The organism is Streptomyces gossypii (assembly GCF_025165795.1).
GTDB classification, from domain to species: Bacteria; Actinomycetota; Actinomycetes; order Streptomycetales; family Streptomycetaceae; genus Streptomyces; species Streptomyces gossypii.
The window spans coordinates 322,033-335,960 of sequence record NZ_JAJAGO010000007.1; the positions used below are offsets into that span (position 1 = coordinate 322,033).

16 protein-coding genes and 1 pseudogene are annotated in these 13,928 nt (G+C 70.5%); 6 read left to right on the forward strand and 11 right to left on the reverse strand.

The annotated features are described in order from the left end of the window. Window positions 1-149 precede the first annotated feature (149 nt). Both LHJ74_RS17180 and LHJ74_RS17185 read left to right on the forward strand, forming a co-directional pair. A complete protein-coding gene (locus LHJ74_RS17180) occupies window positions 150-971 on the forward strand; it encodes an SDR family oxidoreductase (protein ID WP_260218915.1) in 822 nt (273 codons plus the stop codon). Window positions 972-1,017: 46 nt separating this feature from the next. Further along, window positions 1,018-1,122: pseudogene (locus LHJ74_RS17185) on the forward strand (tautomerase family protein); the annotation flags it as partial. 95 nt (window positions 1,123-1,217) lie between these two features. Here the strand turns inward: LHJ74_RS17185 and LHJ74_RS17190 are convergent. The 4 genes from LHJ74_RS17190 to LHJ74_RS17205 are packed head-to-tail and all read right to left on the reverse strand — an operon-like array spanning window position 1,218 to window position 4,320. Further along, window positions 1,218-1,904 (reverse strand): DedA family protein, encoded by a 687-nt coding sequence (locus LHJ74_RS17190; protein ID WP_260218916.1) that lies wholly within the window; start codon window positions 1,902-1,904, stop codon window positions 1,218-1,220. Further along, window positions 1,901-2,422 (reverse strand): FAD-dependent oxidoreductase, encoded by a 522-nt coding sequence (locus tag LHJ74_RS17195; protein WP_375546766.1) that lies wholly within the window; start codon window positions 2,420-2,422, stop codon window positions 1,901-1,903. Before LHJ74_RS17195 ends, LHJ74_RS17190 begins: the two co-directional genes overlap by 4 nt. Before the next feature lie 30 nt (window positions 2,423-2,452). Next, window positions 2,453-3,193 (reverse strand): SOS response-associated peptidase, encoded by a 741-nt coding sequence (locus tag LHJ74_RS17200; RefSeq protein WP_260218917.1) that lies wholly within the window; start codon window positions 3,191-3,193, stop codon window positions 2,453-2,455. A 56-nt stretch (window positions 3,194-3,249) separates the two neighbouring features. Continuing rightward, a complete protein-coding gene (locus LHJ74_RS17205) occupies window positions 3,250-4,320 on the reverse strand; it encodes a YihY/virulence factor BrkB family protein (protein ID WP_260218918.1) in 1,071 nt (356 codons plus the stop codon). Between the two features lie 123 nt (window positions 4,321-4,443). On the opposite strand from LHJ74_RS17205, the gene LHJ74_RS17210 reads away from it, so the two are divergent. Then, a complete protein-coding gene (locus LHJ74_RS17210; RefSeq protein ID WP_260218919.1) occupies window positions 4,444-5,202 on the forward strand; it encodes a PRC and DUF2382 domain-containing protein in 759 nt (252 codons plus the stop codon). 90 nt (window positions 5,203-5,292) lie between these two features. Here the strand turns inward: LHJ74_RS17210 and LHJ74_RS17215 are convergent, their stop codons facing one another. After that, a complete protein-coding gene (locus LHJ74_RS17215; protein ID WP_260218920.1) occupies window positions 5,293-6,171 on the reverse strand; it encodes a hypothetical protein in 879 nt (292 codons plus the stop codon). 117 nt (window positions 6,172-6,288) lie between these two features. Here LHJ74_RS17215 and LHJ74_RS17220 point away from each other — a divergent pair, with 117 nt between their 5' ends. Next, window positions 6,289-7,155, forward strand: a complete 867-nt coding sequence (locus LHJ74_RS17220; protein ID WP_260218921.1) for a universal stress protein — start codon at window positions 6,289-6,291, stop codon at window positions 7,153-7,155. Between the two features lie 306 nt (window positions 7,156-7,461). Here LHJ74_RS17220 and LHJ74_RS17225 read toward each other — a convergent pair whose 3' ends face one another. Beyond that, complete coding sequence (locus LHJ74_RS17225; protein ID WP_260218922.1) at window positions 7,462-7,806, reverse strand: MerR family transcriptional regulator; 345 nt, start codon at window positions 7,804-7,806, stop codon at window positions 7,462-7,464. Between the two features lie 87 nt (window positions 7,807-7,893). Between LHJ74_RS17225 and LHJ74_RS17230 the strand changes: the two genes are divergently transcribed. Next, entirely contained in the window at window positions 7,894-8,697 is an 804-nt protein-coding gene (locus tag LHJ74_RS17230; RefSeq protein WP_260218923.1) for an aminotransferase class IV family protein, read from the forward strand. A gap of 48 nt (window positions 8,698-8,745) precedes the next feature. Here LHJ74_RS17230 and ligD read toward each other — a convergent pair whose 3' ends face one another. Further along, window positions 8,746-9,705: a non-homologous end-joining DNA ligase gene (gene ligD, locus LHJ74_RS17235; protein ID WP_260218924.1), complete on the reverse strand. Its 960-nt coding sequence runs from the start codon at window positions 9,703-9,705 to the stop codon at window positions 8,746-8,748. Window positions 9,706-9,865: 160 nt separating this feature from the next. Here ligD and LHJ74_RS17240 point away from each other — a divergent pair, with 160 nt between their 5' ends. After that, on the forward strand, window positions 9,866-10,450 hold the full coding sequence (locus tag LHJ74_RS17240; protein WP_260218925.1) for a TerD family protein: 585 nt from the start codon (window positions 9,866-9,868) through the stop codon (window positions 10,448-10,450). A 45-nt stretch (window positions 10,451-10,495) separates the two neighbouring features. Here the strand turns inward: LHJ74_RS17240 and LHJ74_RS17245 are convergent, their stop codons facing one another. The 4 genes from LHJ74_RS17245 to LHJ74_RS17260 all read right to left on the reverse strand — a co-directional run bounded on the left by LHJ74_RS17245 (window position 10,496) and on the right by LHJ74_RS17260 (window position 13,850). After that, a complete protein-coding gene (locus tag LHJ74_RS17245) occupies window positions 10,496-11,125 on the reverse strand; it encodes a DUF305 domain-containing protein (protein ID WP_260218926.1) in 630 nt (209 codons plus the stop codon). Beyond that, a complete protein-coding gene (locus tag LHJ74_RS17250) occupies window positions 11,122-11,757 on the reverse strand; it encodes a thioredoxin-like domain-containing protein (RefSeq protein WP_260218927.1) in 636 nt (211 codons plus the stop codon). The genes LHJ74_RS17245 and LHJ74_RS17250 overlap by 4 nt, the downstream gene beginning before the upstream one ends. Window positions 11,758-12,447: 690 nt before the next feature. Further along, on the reverse strand, window positions 12,448-13,464 hold the full coding sequence (locus tag LHJ74_RS17255; protein ID WP_260218928.1) for a M56 family metallopeptidase: 1,017 nt from the start codon (window positions 13,462-13,464) through the stop codon (window positions 12,448-12,450). Then, window positions 13,461-13,850: a BlaI/MecI/CopY family transcriptional regulator gene (locus LHJ74_RS17260; protein ID WP_260218929.1), complete on the reverse strand. Its 390-nt coding sequence runs from the start codon at window positions 13,848-13,850 to the stop codon at window positions 13,461-13,463. Before LHJ74_RS17260 ends, LHJ74_RS17255 begins: the two co-directional genes overlap by 4 nt. Window positions 13,851-13,928: the final 78 nt, after the last annotated feature.

Genomic DNA, 13,928 nt, shown 5'->3' on the forward strand with positions numbered 1-13,928 from the left:
CACCCGTACGGCGGGCCTGAGCCAGGGGTTGCCGACCCCAGGGTAGGTACAGCCCTGGCTGGCGGAGGCGAGTCGGCCGATCGTGAAGGGACCGACGGGGCGCGGCGACCAGGCCGCGGCCCGAGGCCGATCCCTTGCAGGAGCGCTCCATGTCCCTCCCGAATCCCGCGGAGAGCGCCGCGCCCGGTTCCGGCACCCGCCACGGCTCCGGCCCCAGCCCTGACCGCAGCTCCGCTCCCGGCTCCGGCCGCGTCGCCCTCGTCACCGGTGGATCGCGCGGTATCGGCCGCCAAGCGGTGAGCCGGCTGGCCGCCGACGGGTTCGCCGTCGTGGTCGGGTTCGCCGGCAACAGGGAGCTGGCCGAGGCGGCCGTACAGGAGGTCACGGCAGCGGGTGGCCGGGCGGTCGCCGTCCAGGCCGACGTTGCCGACGAGCAGGCCGTGGCCGCGCTGTTCGCCACCGCCGAGTCCGAGTACGGCGGCGTCGACGTCGTCGTCCACGCCGCCGGACGGATGTATCTGGCGCCGATCGCCGAACTGGATCTGGCCGAGCTGGACGCGACGCACCGCACCAACATCCGCGGGACCTTCGTCGTCGCCCAGCAGGCAGCCCGGAAGGTGCGCGGTGGCGGCGCGATCGTCACGTTCTCCACGTCCGTGGTGGGCCTTGCCTTCCCCGGTTACGGCGCCTACAGCGCGAGCAAGGGCGCGGTGGAGGCGGTCACGCTGATCCTCGCCCGCGAACTGCGCGGCCGGGACGTCAGCGTCAACACCGTCGCCCCGGGGCCCACCTCCACCGACCTCTTCCTGGAGGGCAAGGACGAGGAGACCATCGCCCGGCTGGCCGCCCAGCCCCCGCTGGAACGGCTGGGCACCCCCGCCGACATCGCCGAGGTCGTCGCCTTCCTCGCCTCCCCGGCGGGCCACTGGGTCAACGGCCAGGTGATCCGCGCCAACGGCGGCATCGTCTGACCGGCTTCCGTTCCGCAGGCGTCAGGCATTTCCCGTACCACCCGACCGCGCCAACACCATGGTTCTGGTCGAGGAGGTCACGGACGGCGGCTGGGGCATCGGCGGCGAGTCCCTGACCCTGGCCAAGATCCAGCAGATGTCGCAGGGCTGAGAACGAGCGCCCCGGCCGGACAACCGTCGGCCGGGGGCACCCTCTTGGGACGCGGTCACGCGGTCACGCGGTCACGCGGTCACGCAGTCCGCCGGTCAGGGCTCGGTGTACGTCCCCGTGAGCGGGATCCGCGGGTCCGAACCCTTTGTGAGACTGACGCGCGGGGCGGGCTCGGGCCCGGCCGCCGGGGCACGGCGCCGGCGGACGTGGCGCACTGCCTCGATGACGCCGCTCAGCAGGAACGCGAGCCCGAGGCCCACGCCGACTGCGACCAGGTCGTTCTCCTGGAAGAGCGTGCCGCCGACATAGCCGATCAGCACCGTGTAGCTGCTCCAGCACAGCCCGGCGAACACGGCGAAGAAGACGTACTTCCGCCACGGGTAGCCGACCATGCCGGCCGAAACGGTGACCAGGTAGCGCCCGAAGGGGATGAAGCGGGAGGTGATGAGCACATAGCCGCCGCGGGCCTCCAGCTCACCGGCGATCCAGTCGTGCGCCCGTCGGCGCTTGGTCCCGGGGCGTAGCCGTTTCGCGAAGCGGCCTGCCACCAGACGGCCGAGCGCGCAGGGGACCAGGTCACCGAGGAACGCTCCGAGTGCCGTGGCGGCGATGCAGGCGGCCAGACTCGTCTCACCGCCGGCCGCGTAGACGCCCGCAACGACGATGACGGGTTCGCTGGGTATGAGTGGCAGGAACGAGTCGAGCATGGACACCGCGGCCAGCACCAGGTAGAGCCAGGGTGAGGTGATCAGGTCTTCGGCCAGCTGCATCCAGTCGATCACCGTGCCGCCTGCTGAATCTGGGGGGCCTGCGGCGTGCGAGTTGCGTTGCCGCCGCCGTTGCCGTCCTGCCCGTTGAGCAGTGCGCCCATCGCGCGGGCGCCGTCGGTGGAGAAGCACAGTTCGAGGTTGGCCGCCGATTCCGCGGCGCGGGGGGTGGCGCGATCGAAGAGTGCCTGCTCGTACTTCTCCAGTGCGGTGTGGAGATCGCCTTGGGCCCCGACGATGGCGAGGGCGAGTTCACAGGCGTCGTGCAGGGCGAGATTGGCTCCCTCGCCCGCGAACGGTGACATGAGGTGGGCCGCGTCGCCGAGCAGGGTGACGCCCGGTGTCGCGGGCCAGCGCAGTCCGACCGGAACACAGCTCGCGCCAATAAGGATCCAGTGGTCACGCCCATTAGCCCGGCGGGCACGCCATCCCATCAGCAGTCCGGCCTCCCAGCCGACCAGCGGGGGCACGGTCTGACCCCAGAGCTCGAAAGCTCGGGTGTGGGCAGTGCTCACCTGCTGGCGGCCACTCATCGAGTCTCACTCACGACCCAACAAGTCCCATTAGGTGGGGGTGTCGGCCGGGGGGTCATTCAGGAGGTGCGGGCCGTCGTTCCGGACGTTGTTGACCGCGGGGGAAACCGCCCGGGCGTCGAGCTCGCCGTCGGAGGGAGGGGCCAGCAGCCGACGCAGTCCCTGAGGCTCCTCCTGCGCGGGGTCGAGCCAGGCCGCGTAGTTCTCCGGAGCCAGGGCGAGGGGCATCCTCGGATGGATGCGGCCCGCCGCGTCGGTCGCCTCGGTGGTGATGACGGTGCAGGTCGCCCACCACGCCTCCGGATCGCCGCGGTCGGCCACCTGCGGATCGCGCCAGAATTCGTACAGCCCCGCCAGCGCCATCACCCCACCGTCCTGTGCGCTGACGAAGTACGGCTGCTTGCGCTGCCGTCCGCCGCTGCGGACCGTCTCCCACTCGTAGAAGCCGTCGGCGGGCAGCAGGCAGCGCCTGCGTGCGAAGGCCGTGCGGTAGGCGGGCTTGCTGTCGACGGTCTCCATCCGGGCGTTGATCATCTTCGCGCCGGTCTTCGGGTCCTTCGCCCATGAGGGCACCAGGCCCCAGCGCAGCGGACGCAGCCGCCGTACGACCTCGCCGCTCTCGCGGTCGGCCCGCTCCAGCACCGCCCACACCTGGTCGGTCGGTGCGACGTTCCAGCTGGCCCCGAGGGACTCGCCGGGGTCCCAGCGCATCACCTCGAACAGGTTGGCGAGTTCCTCCTGACTGCGAGTGGAGACATATCGACCACACATGCCCATACCCTTTCAGTACCCTCGCTGAAACTGCCATCCAGGCGGTGCCCGCCACCTCAGGATTCAAGACGGCGGCGATCCTCCTCGTCCCACTTCCGGGTGTCGCGCGGCTGCACGTACGGCTCGTCATCGGCCGGGTGGCCGCCCGCGACGGCGCGCTGACGGGCCAGCTCCGCGTCGCACTCCAGGCCCAGAAGGATCGCGAGGTTCGTGATCCACAACCACACCAGGAAGATGATCACGCCGGCAAAGGTGCCATAGGTCTTGTTGTACGAGGCGAAGTTCGCCAAGTAGAACGCGAATCCGGCCGAGGCGACCATCCAGATCAGCAGCGCCAGGAAACTGCCCGGCGTGATCCATCGGAAGCCGAGGACCCTCGCGTTCGGCGTCGCCCAGTACAGGATCGCGATCATGACCGTGACCAGGACCACCAGCACGGGCCACTTCGCGATCGACCACACCGTGAGGGCTGTGTCGCCGACCCCTAGCGCGGCGCCGACCTGCTTGGCCAGGCCGCCGGTGAACACGACGATCACTGCGCTGACCACGGCCAGCACCATCAGCACCACCGTCACTCCGACGCGGACGGGCAGCACCTTCCACACCGGGCGACCCTCCGGGACGTCGTAGACCGCGTTGGCGCTCCTGATGAACGCGGCGACATAGCCGGAGGCCGACCACACCGCGAGCAGCAGACCCACGATCGCCATGACCGAGCCGATTCCGGCGTTGCCCTGCATCTGCTGCACCGCGTTGCTCAGGACGTCCCGCGCCGCGCCCGGGGCCAGGTTCTGGATGTTGTCGAGCACCTGCTGCGACGCCGACTGCCCGAGAACTCCGAGCAGCGAGATCAGTGCCAACAGTGCGGGGAACAGCGCCAGGATCCCGTAGTAGGTCAGCGCTGCGGCCCGGTCGGCCAGTTCGTCCTTCTTGAACTCCTTCAGAGTGCCTTTCAGCACCGCCTTCCAGGAGCGCTTGGGCAAGTCCGACGGGGTGTCCGGCGCCTGCCGCTCCACCTGCTCATCCGGCCCGGCTTCCGTCCCCCGCACGACCTCGGGCTCCTGGCCTGCCGCGACGTTTCCGCCGTGCCTTCCGTGCCTTCCGTGACGCTTCAGTGTCCTTGCCATGCCACGCGAGTATCCGTCCGGGCACCACCTACACCCGCATCACGACATACCGGGACAATCAGCATGTTTTGTACTGCTTCACGAGGTTAGCCGGATAGGGAGGCCAGCAGAAAGGAATTCACGATGATCACCCAGGAGCAGATCCCGACGGTACTGGATCACCCGGTCCACGACACCGACGACAACAAGATCGGCGACGCCAAGCACGTCTTCCTCGACGACGCCACCGGTCGGCCCGAATGGGTCAGCGTCAAGACCGGACTGTTCGGCACCAGCGAGTCGTTCGTGCCGATCACCGACGCGAGCATGGTCGAGGACCATCTCAAGGTCCCCTACCCCAAGGCCAAGGTCAAGGACGCCCCCAACGTCGACGTCGACGCCGGCGGGCACCTGTCCGAAGACGAAGAACACCGCCTGTACGAGCACTACGACATCGACTGGGACGCCGCCTGGCAGCAGGAGACCCGGTCCGGCACCGGCCGCGACGCAGGAACCACCGATGGCGCGATGACCCGCTCCGAGGAGAGGATGCATGTCGGCACCGAACGGTACGAGGCCGGCCGGGCTCGTCTGCGCAAGTACGTCGTGACTGAGGAAGTCCAGCAGACCGTCCCCGTACGCCACGAAGAAGTCCGCATCGAACGCGAACCGGTAACCGAGGCGAACCGTGGCGACGCCGCAGCGGGCCCGGCCATCAGCGAAGCCGAGCACGAAGTGACCCTGCACGCGGAACGCCCCGTCGTGGAGACCGAAGTGGAGCCGGTCGAGCGGGTACGCCTCACCACCGACGAGCGCACCGAAGAGGAGACTGTCACCGGCAAGGTCCGCAAGGAGAGGATCGAAGCCGACCAGTCCGAAAAGGACGACAAGCGCCAGCCGTAACCGCCTGTTGCTGAACCTGCCCTCTGAGCCTCGGGAGCAACGTGCCCCCGCTGCCACAGTCGGCTCACGGAGCTGAGCCGGGGCCGGGACTCACTCGGCGAACTCCTCCGCGCGTCCACGCAGCCGGCCGGAGCCACCGGGGCCCGATCCGCCGGGCGGGCCCACCCGGCGCACCTGGTCCAGTGCTTCGGACAGCAGGTCGTCGTGGCTGAGGGTGAAGTCGCCGTTCAGCACGTCCCGCCCGCCGAAGTAGGAGCCGGTGACCCGGTCGGGCAGGAACTCGCGCAGCCGCTGCCGCATGCCGTGCGCGTACCGTACGGGCTCACCCCACCCGTTCGGCGCCTCGTCGGTGCCGAAGACAACCCAGTGGTCGACCGGCACCCGGGCGTCGAGATCCGGCGGGCCGCCCGTGTGGCAGTCCAGCGCGGGCAGCGTCAACTCGTCCGGGTCAGCGGGTACATACCACATCAGCAGCGGTGCGGCGCGCTCTGCCTGCGCGTTGTCGAAGCAGCACAGGGCCAGCGTGTGCGCCGGGTAGTGGTGCGCGTAGAACCGCATCAGTGCCGGATCGATCCGGGGCCTCTTGTGCACGGGCACCTGCTCCAGCGCCTCCGGGACCGCGCGGGCGTCCGCCGCCAGCAGAACCGTGTAGATGTCATGGTCGAACACCTCGACCTCGCCGCCCATCCAGCTCATCGAGGCCGCTCCATCGCCACCGGCCGCCGGCGCGCGGAGGGCTTCCACCATCCGGCCCAGCACGTCGTCGTCGCGCCGGGCGGAGAGGAAGTGGCGCCTCGACATGGCAAGGGAGGCGGGCAGGTGCAGCAGCATCGCGTTCGGGCCCTCGGCCAGATTGGCCGCGGTGTTCTGATACCCGAGCACATGCACCAGGCCGTGCTCCGCGTGATGGCGCCGACCGAGGTAGACGGTGGTACCGGAGAACTGGGCGCGGTCCGTCGACATGCACATGGCCCCACGCTACGGGCCCGGCCCGGGAGGCGTTGCGCATTCGGGTGATCTGGAGTGGCAGCGCCCCGCTGTTGCACCGAGGCTGTTCCCTGAGGCCGTTCCCACGAGGAGGCAGGCATGTCCCCGACCATCGTCGCAGGCCTGGACGGTTCGAGTGAGAGCCGGACCGCTGTCCTCTGGGCCGCCCGCGAAGCCGTACGACGCGAGGGGACGCTTCGCATCATCCAGGTCCATGACAACACCGCCTATCCGTACGGACCGATCGTGGACGAGCGGGCGGCACGGGAGTGGTGCGAACGCAACGTGGAGGAGGCGGCGGCCGACCTCGCCCACCGGCTGCCGGACTTGCGGACCAGCCCGGAGATGCACCTCGGACGGCCGCGGGACGTCCTCCCCGACATGTCCGCCGACTCCGAGTTGCTGGTGCTGGGGTCGCGGGGCCTGGGAACCGTCCTCGGATTCATCGTCGGCTCCGTCGCCCTGCCCGTCGTCGCACACGCACCGTGCCCGGTCGTCCTCGTCCGGTCGCAGAAGACCAAGGGGGACGAGCCTCCCGTGGGGACCGGCCCCGTCGTCCTGGGCCTGAAACCCGACCAGCCGATGGAAGACCTGGTGCCCTTCGCCTTCCGGACCGCGGCCCGGTGGTCGGTCGCGCTGCATGTCGTACACGTCTGGCACCTGCCGTCTTCCTACGGGCCCATCGGCACGTCCTCCAAGGTGGCGGAGGAACTGAACGAGGAGAAGACCGAGGTGCTCCGGCGAGTGCTGCGTCCATGGCACGAGCGCTTCCCCACCGTCGAGCTGGACTGCCGGGCGACCATCGGCCGCCCCGCCCGCCATCTGGTCCATGCCGCACCCGACGCCTCCATGGTGGTGGTCGGCCGCCGGAAGCGCACTACTCCGATCGGACCGCACATCGGTTCCGTGACGCATGCGGTGATGCACCACTCGAAGGTCCCCGTCGCCGCCGTCCCGTACCGCTGAACCCCGGCGGAACGGGCCCGGCAGACCCTGCCCGCCGAGGTACGTCGCGTCGAGGCTCTTGGAGCCCCTGACAGAATGGGCGGTCGGCTTGCGACGCCTGGCACGCGCGCTCGCCGCGTTGTCGGAGTCGTCCATGTACGCCCAGTACGAGGACGATCCTCCGCCTTGCGAGCGCACGCACCAGACGCCGCAAGCTGATCGACCGCCCATTCTGTCAGGGGCTCTTACTGGCGAACCGGTTGAAGTAGACCTTTTACGAGGCGCCGGGCGGTCGTGGAGTCCGAGTCCGACAGCGCGCGCCGCTGGTCAGCCCTGCTCCAGGTATCCGGCGAGGTTGCCGCGGCTGCGCTGGAGGCCGCTGATGCGCTCGTCGGTGGCCGCGAGCTCCCGGTCCATGATGGCCCGGACGTCGACACACCAGTCGAACTCGGGCAGCTCGCCCCGGGCGCACGGCATCACCGCGCGGATCACCTCGGTGGACAGACCCGCCTCGAGCAGGGCACGCACCTGCCGCACGGCGACCACCGACTCCTCGTCGTACTCGCGATAGCCGTTCGGACCACGCTCGGGGACCAGCAGTCCCTGCTCCTCGTAGTACCGAAGCAACCGCGAGCTGACCCCCGTACGCCGGGACAACTCTCCGATCCGCACGTGCACTGCTCCTCTGCCGACTTGACCTTCCCACCGGTGTGAAGCCTTAACGTCGCCCCACGAGCACACATTCCGAGGAGAAACGTGATGACCTCTTTCGTTGTTCACCTTAACGGCCGGGCGGCGACCGCCGGCGAACTCGCTCCGCTCGCTTTCGCGGGCCACGCCCACTTCACCGCCATGCAGGTGCGCGGGGGCCGGGTCCGAGGTCTCGACCTGCATCTGGAGCGGCTGCGGTCCGCCTCGATGGAGCTGTACGGTCGGGCCGTTCCCGACGACCACGTGCGGTCTTATCTGCGGGCGGCGCTGGAGGCAGGCCTGGCCGACCTCTCGCTGACCGCCACCGTGTACTCGCCGGCGGGCGAGTTCACCGTGGCCGGACCGGAGGTGGAGCCCCGGATACTCGTCCGCACCGGGCCGGCCGCGTCCGGCCCGGAAGGCCCGCTGACACTGGCGGCGGTCGAGCACGAACGCTTCCTTCCCGCCGTGAAGCATGTCGGCGAGGTGGCCAAGACACATCTGCTCCGTCAGGCCGCCGCTGAAGGCTTCGACGACGCCGCGTTCCTCGACCGCGGCGGGCGGCTCAGCGAAGCGTCGATCTGGAACCTCGCCTTCTGGGACGGCACCGCGGTGGTCTGGCCGGTGGCCGAAATGCTCGACGGGACGATGAGGAGGACCGTCCGCCGGCAGCTGGACGGCCTCGGCGTGCCCCAGCACGACCGGGAGATCACCCTCGCGGACCTGCCCGCGTTGGCCGGGGCCGCGGTCATGAACTCCTGGACGCCGGGTGTGGCGGTACACCGGATCGGCTCGGTGGCAGTGCCCCCGGCCCCGTCCTTCCTGAAGGTGCTGCACCAGGCGCACCAGGCCGAACCGCTCACCGCGCCCTGAGGTCTGGAGAGCCGGGGCCGGCAGACGGGGCCCGGAAATGGATGGGGATCAGGAGATGTCCTCGGGCGCGAGGTCCGGACGCAACCGGTGCCAGGAGGGCTGGCGCAGGAGCCCGGCGCGGGTGCGGGTCGCGTAGCGGACCTCGCCGACCAGGCGCGGCAGTACCCATCGGGCGCCGGTGACAGGGGGCACCGTGCTGAAGGGGCACTCCTCGCTCGCGGCGGAGTCCAGCAGCCGGGCGAGATCCACGCGCTCGCGCTCGCTCCACCCCGTCCCCACACTGCCCGCGTACCGCAGCGCGCCTTCCTCGGGCCGTCCGACGAGCACGGCTCCCGGAAGTCCGCCCAGCCGCCCCCGGCCGGGGACCCAGCCGCCGACGATCACGTCCACCGTGCGGACGTGGCGGATCTTGATCCAGGCACGGGAACGGACCCCCGGCTGGTAGACGGAGCTGGTCCGCTTGAGGATCACACCCTCCAGGCCGTGCTCCAGCGCGGCGTCGTACGCCTGGGCGCTGTGGCCGACGATCGCGGCCGGTGTCGACCAGTTCGGGCCGCGCAGGCCGAGCCCCTCCAGCTCCGCGCGGCGCTCCAGGTACGTCCGGGAGAGCAGTGAGCCGCCGCCGAGGAACAGGACGTCGAAGAGGACGAGGTGGGCGGGGACGGCCTGAGCCATGCGGTCGGCCTTGGCGGGGGCTCCGGACAGGCCCATCCTCGACTGCAGCCTTTCGAAATCCGGGCGTCCCCGTTCGTCGAGTGCGACCACCTCTCCGTCCAGAACGGCCGGGACGCCGCCGAGGGCTTCGCCCAGGCCGCGCATTTCCGGGTAGGCGGCGGTGATCTCCTTACCGGTGCGCGACAGCAGGGTCACGGCCCCCTCCCCCGGCACATACACGACACACCGCTGACCGTCGTACTTGGTCTCGGCGGCCCAGTGGCTCTCCGCTGCCGGCGCGGGAAGGCCCCCCGGGGTCGCGAGCATGGGAGCGATCCGGGGGAGGGTGACCATGACCGGACTCTCACCGCGCCCGCCGCGGATCACACCCGGCCGCGCCGCTTCTCCCCTGAACGGCCGTGGCGAAACACGGAGGAACGGGCCTGGTGGGGTGAGCGATAAGCGCACCAGGCACACTTCACCTGTAGCTGTCCTACCACCAAGAGGATCAGGCATGATCACACTCAGCAAGGAAGACGAGCCGGCGGACCTGGATGGTGTCAGCCATCTGTCCATCGGAGTGTCCTGGGACCCGACTGCCGGGAGCAGCGGCGGGGTCATGGGGAAGCTCCGCCGGAAGGTCGGCACCGATCTTGATCTGATCGCCATCGCCATGGCCGGTGCGGACCCGGTGCGGCTCGCCGGACTGGACTCCCTTGACCCGCTGGGCAACGGCTCGATGCTGCACAGCGGGGACAACCAGACCGGGCAGGGCGACGGGGACGACGAGACGGTTACCGTCGAGTTCAGCCGTGTGCCGTCCAACATCACCGCCATCGTGTTCGTCGCCGCCGCGTACAAGAAGGGCAGTGCCTTCTCTAAGGCGCGGAACATCAGCTTCAAGGTGTACGACAAGACGGGCGGCGGTGCCGAGCAGGTCGCTGACATCTGGCCGAGTCTGCTCACCAGCGACAACGGCTGTGCTGTCGCCAAGGCGATGCGGGACGGCGCGCGTTGGAAACTGCAGGTGATCAACGAGACCGGGAAGATCAAGCAGGGGGACGAGCAGTCCCTGATGCGCTTCGCCGCGAACAAGTAGCGGGAGCCGGGTCGGCCCGGGAAACCGGGCCGACCCGTCCGTACGTCAGCCGGCGTTCGCGCCGCGTTTCTTGAGCATTGAGGCCATGAGCGTGATCTCCGAGCGCTGGCTGCTGACCATGCCCTCGGCGAGACTGGCCAGCTCCCGGTCCTCCGCCTGCTCGGCGGCGGCCTTCGCCATGTCGACTCCACCGTGGTGATGCGCGCTCATCAGTTGCAGATAGAGCACCTCGGCTTCCTTCCCCTCGGCCTCGCGCAGCTCGTCCAACTGCGCGTCGGTGGCCATGCCGGGCATCCGGAAGCCGCCATGTGCCGCGTGATCCATCTCGTGGCCCATCCACGCCATCGGGGGTTCCCGGGAGGTCTTGGGCAGTTTCCATTCGTCGAGCCTGGCCAGGAGCATGCCGCGCTGGTTGGCCTGGGTGTTGATGATGTCGTAGGCGAGGCGGCGCACGCTCTCGTCGCCGGTGCTGTCGCGTACGAGGAACGACATCTCCACCGCCTGCTGGTGGTGCACCGCCATGTCACGGGCGAAGCCCGCGTCCACCGACTCCTTGCCGGGGTGCTCGCTCCGCCACGGCTCCGTCCTGACGACCACCAGGGTGAGGACGGCGAGCCACAGCGCGACGAACGTGGACAGCGCTGCGGGCCACCACCGCCTCAGATCTCCGCTCATGCGGGGACCCCGCCCGTGCAGGCGGCTCCCGGCTCCGGAGTCTGCTCGCCCTGCACGTACTTGTCGATGAACTCTCCGACCCGCGCGTCGGACGCCTTCTCCACCGTCAGCTGGTGGCCCCAGGCGCTGAGCGTGATGGGCCCGGACTGGCCGGAGACCGGGCTGATGAAGGTGTACGTGGTCCGCTCCACCCGCTGGGTGAGCGCCTTGACATCGCCGGCGGACGCCTTGTCGTTGTACGAGATCCAGACCGCGCCATGCTCAAGGGAGTGGACGGCGTTCTCCTCCTTGAGCTCCTTCGTGTAGACCTCGCTGTCGCAGTTGGCCCAGACGGGATTGTGCTTGCCGCCGACGGCGGGAGTCATCGGATAGTCGACGTCCTCCTCGACGTGGTCGCGGTCGAGTTCGTCCCAGGTCTTCTCACCCCGCACCGGCGCGGCCTTGGCCTGCTCCTCCTCTTCGGCCGCCGAGAAGAGCAGCCAGCCGCCGCCCACGGTGGCGGTGAGGATCACCAGGCCCGCGGTGATGGCGAAGATGCGGTGACGGCGGTCGCGGGCCGCGTCCGCGCGGCGCATCTCCTCGATGCGGGCCCGGCGGGCGTCTGCCGTTTTGGACTTGTTCTTGGAACCCATGGTGTTCTGTCCTGCCTTCTCCGCGCCGCCCGCGCTTCGGCGGGGCGCGGCTGCTGCGCGACGGGTGGGCTGCGGGCAAAGCCGGGCGCCTGCGGGGGGGGGGGGAACCGCCCGTACGCAGGGGACTTCCGGCCGCGCCCGCTCTACACGCGCAGCAGTTGCAGCAGATGAAGGTCTGGAGGCCGGGGCACGGCAACGGTGTCCGGCGGGGCGGGGCCGGCGGGCTCCCTGTCGTCCGCTGCCCGGGTACCGGACGGGCCGTCCGGTACGCCGCCCGCTGTACCGGAGTGAAGGGCGGTGCGGACGCCGTCGGGGATGTGACGCCGGCAGTGTCCGCCGGTGTCGTCCTGGGCGCACTGCTCGCAGGCGGAGCCGCCGGCACCGGCGGACTCAGCGGGCGCGGCGGCAGCAGGCTGGGCGGCAGCGGCGGGGGCAGCGGACGCAGCCGGTTGGGCAGCCGGTTGGGCAGCCGCAACTTTGGGATTCTGCAGGGCAGCGCCGAGTTGCCCTGCCGAGACGGGGAGGCAGAGCAGCGCCACCGCGGTGAGTGCCGACAGCACGGCCGCCGGCACTCCGCCACGCACAAGCCGACGGGGCGGCCAGGACTCGCGAGTGCGGGACTCGCGACGGTGTGGCGGGGCTTCCGGCATCCTTTACACCTAAGCAGCCTAGGAGAAGTTGCCGGAGAATCTACCAGGTGGCACTCGCAGCGGTGAGACCGCAGGGAGTCGAAGGTGAGGGCACCTGACTGTACGGCAGCGGGCAGGCGTTCACGCTGGTCGCGGCCACGGCGGGGTGCGCGGCCAGTACGAACGGCAGCACCAGCACGCCACCCGCCGCCATCGCGCCGATCCAGGTCACTGCCCTGCGCAGCGGACGGCGCGGGCCGAGCAGGCGGCGGATACGTGGTGCCACGTCACCGCCCGCCGCGAGCGAGGCAGCCGAGCCACCGCCCCGGTCAGCCGGACCGGCCAGCTCCAGCAGCGCACCGGCGAGCGGGAGCGGCCCGTCGGCACACGCGGTCGCCTCGTCGTCGGCGGCCATCTCCACCAGCCGCCGGGTCTGGACAGCGGCTGCACGAAAAATTGCCGGAAACGGAAAGGCGCGCTCCAGAGCGCCCGCGTACGCGAGGACCAGATGGTGCCGGCCGCGGATGTGCGCCCGCTCGTGCGCGATCACCGCCGTCAGCGCCTTCGGCTCCAGCGCCGCCAAGGCGGCGGAGGTGAGAACGATGCGGTGTCCCAGCCCAGGGAGGCAGTAGACGGCGGGCCGCGCGTCCTCGACGACGGTCACTCCGAGGACGGGGTCCGCGGTGCCGACAAGTGCCAGCACCCGGGCGTGCGCCCGGCGTTCCCGGCGCGCGCCCAACAGCGAACCGGTCAGGCACCAGCCCGTACGCCCCGCGACCGCCAGGGCCAGCACGCTCCCGGCCGCGGCGACGGCGGGCCCGCCGGGTGCCTCGTAATGCGCACGGATCATCAGTCCGCAGGCTTGCAGCAGGTCGCCCAAGCCGCCGCTGACGGGCGCCGTCGAGACCGTCACCACCAGCCCGGCCAGCACCACCGAGAGCAGCATGGAGGCGGTGAGTGCCTGCCACGCCCAGATGCCCAGGCGAGGGGCACGCTCCGGCCAGCCCGCCCGCGCCAGCGCCGGGGCAGCCAGGGCCAGCGAGAGTCCGTAGCCGAGCAGCAGCGCGGCGGAGCTCACGAGCGGTCCCCTCCAGCGCGCTCGGCGAGTGCCGCCCGCAGTTCGGCGACCTCCGTCGCGTCCAGTTCGTCGAAGAGCCGCACCAGTGTCGCCGTGCGGTCCGCGCCGCTGGCCCACACCTGGTCGATCAGCGAGGCCGCGTACTCCTCGCGGCTCCTGGTGGCCCGGTAGCGGTAGGCGCGGCCGTCCTTGGCCCGGGTCAGCCAGCCCTTGCGGTGCAGTACCTCGGTCACGGTGTGCACCGTGTTGTAGGCAAGCTGCCGTTCCGCGGTGAGGCGGTGGAGGACCTCGCGCACGGTGACCGGCGCCTCCGCGGCCCACACCGTGTCCATGATCGCCTGCTCCAGCTCGCCGAAGCCCCGCATCCAGCCCGCCCTTCGTTCCATGACGCGAAATGCCGGTGTCATGTTACGGCCCGGTCCGGAGCCGGGCCTTCGCGCGGCCGACCAGTCGGACGAACGTGC